1 protein-coding gene and 2 pseudogenes are annotated in these 2,107 nt (G+C 57.6%); all 3 read left to right on the forward strand.

Annotated features, from left to right (window positions below; genetic code table 11):
* Window positions 1-1,420: pseudogene (locus tag QCE79_RS32480) on the forward strand (hypothetical protein); the annotation flags it as partial.
* 17 nt (window positions 1,421-1,437) lie between these two features.
* Window positions 1,438-1,662: a hypothetical protein gene (locus tag QCE79_RS32485; protein ID WP_309851428.1), complete on the forward strand. Its 225-nt coding sequence runs from the start codon at window positions 1,438-1,440 to the stop codon at window positions 1,660-1,662.
* Window positions 1,663-1,894: 232 nt separating this feature from the next.
* Window positions 1,895-2,107, forward strand: a pseudogene (locus QCE79_RS32490) (chemotaxis protein); the annotation flags it as partial.

Genomic DNA, 2,107 nt, shown 5'->3' on the forward strand with positions numbered 1-2,107 from the left:
TGGCGCCGCGACGCAGGGCATGAGCATCGCGTTGGGCGCGCAAAACGGCTTCGACTGGAAGGGTATTGCGGCGAGCGCGATTGCATCCGGGGCGAGTGCCTATGTCGGAGATGCGCTCGGGCAGACGAAGCTTGGAAAGGCACTGCCGTCGCTGAGCCTAGGCGCGTCGGCGCTCGCCTCGGGAGTGACGAGTACGCTGGTGCGCGGCGGGAGCTTGCAACGCAATGCCGGGGCGATTGCGGGCGATACGATCGGGGCGATGGTGATCGCGCAGATGGCGGCGAAGTCGGTTGCGCCGGCGATGGTGAAGATGGATGAGCCGACCAACGCAGATTCATCGTCCACGCCGTTGGGTGAAGCGAAGGCGTTTCACGCGCAGTTCGATGAGCCGATGCCCGGTGTGATGTATGCGTCCAATAGCATGATGTCGGACGTCGATAATCCGTATCCGTATGTGACTTACTCGCAAGGGGAAGCGGAAGGTCTTACTGCTGTCGAGGTGACGGCGAGCCGCATGCCGGGCGCAACGGCGTACGGAACATCCTATGAAGGAGAATTGACGGCATGGGCCGCCGCTGACAGTGACCGCATTGATCTTAATGCGGCAGCGTTCCGTTCGGGGCTGAGCGATACGAGCTCGTCATTGCTGGAAAGCATAACGAGCTTTGCGAATTGGGCAGATCAACCGATTGAATGGTTGCAGAATGTCTCCCAAACGGTGCAGCGCGGTAACGCGATCATGGCCCAAGGGCTGGATGCGGTCGGCTTGAGCGGCCTGGCGGGTGCGCAGCGCGCATTGGGCGAGGTAACATCTTCTTCGGTGCCGACGAGGCCGTGGGAAGTGGCGTTGTCCGTCATGCCATTGGCGAGCGGGCGGGGGCCAGCAATGCGGGCCGCTCACGCGGGTGCCCGGCTGACCGGAGCGGCGCTCGAACGTGGTGCGGTGATGTTTGGGCCCCAAATCGAAAAGGCATTCGAACTTGCTATGCCGGGGCTTCGGTATAACGTTGTGCCTGAGGTAGGTGGCATATTTCAGACCGGTGCCCGCCAAGTTATAAATCCGGATTCGCTGAATGCGTGGGATGCGGCGGATTTGGCTTACGATAAAATTCGCGGAAGCAATGCTGATATTACTGCAATCTCGAGAAATACTGGGATGCTGGAAAGTAGCATTGAGCGAATTAAAGATCACGTATTTTTTAATGAGCATTTACGTGAAGGAGGTCGGCAGCGTTTTGACGCTGATCCTGCTATCGCAAATGCTTGGGATCGTTTAACCACCGGTGATTGGGTAAAATCGGACTTAGATTTGTTGTGGCACGAGCGGTTTGAATCAAGGTTTGAGGCGCTCTATGATGCTGACTACAATACGGCGCATAATGCGGCGATTCGGTCTGGGCGTATATGGATAGCGGGGTGAATATGGCGTTTTATATCATGATTGAGAAATTCGAAGAGAACGACGTAAAAGCCAAGTATAGATTTTGGAGTGTTGAAGATGATCGCGGTGAATTTGAGATAGACAAGCAATCCGGCGAGGTTGAATTACTAATAGCGCCTAAGGGTGACGAACAAAGACAGCTCTTTAATCGCGCTGCCGTTAAAATAATAAGAGCATGGAAGCAAGGCCACTTTCCGGATAAAACCGACTGGGCGTCGTGATTGCATCAATTGCGCTTTTGCTAGGTATTAATACGTTTGTCGCGTTCAGCAGGACCCGGGCGGCCACGTGTGTTGCTACACGCACAACCGGGCTTGTGTCCGTGTATAGAAACGCCGCCACAGGCGCGTTTACGCTCGACCAGTCGAGCTATGGCCTGAGCGGCTACGACATCTCGATCGATGTGTTACCTGGTCGCTGGGCATCGCAGCCTTGAGCGGCGGAGGCACGCTGATGACGGCCGGCGTGGCGGTGGGTGCATCCGCAATAGGTGGCGCGGTGGGTTCACTGGCTTCGCAAGCGGTGCTGATTGCCGGTGGCGCGCAACAGGGTCTGGACTTGAAGGGGGTGGCGATATCGGCGGGATCGGCCGCGTTGGGCGCAAGCATGGGCGGCACGGTGAGCGCGGGGCTGGGCAATACCGGCAATGCGATGGCCACGGGAGCG

The organism is Caballeronia sp. LZ003 (genome assembly GCF_031451465.1).
GTDB lineage: Bacteria > Pseudomonadota > Gammaproteobacteria > Burkholderiales > Burkholderiaceae > Caballeronia.

What these genes read in the sequence shown, in the direction of transcription:
- QCE79_RS32485 (WP_309851428.1), top strand. Translation starts at nt 1,438, where the DNA reads ATGATTGAGAAATTCGAAGAGAACGACGTAAAAGCCAAGTATAGATTT.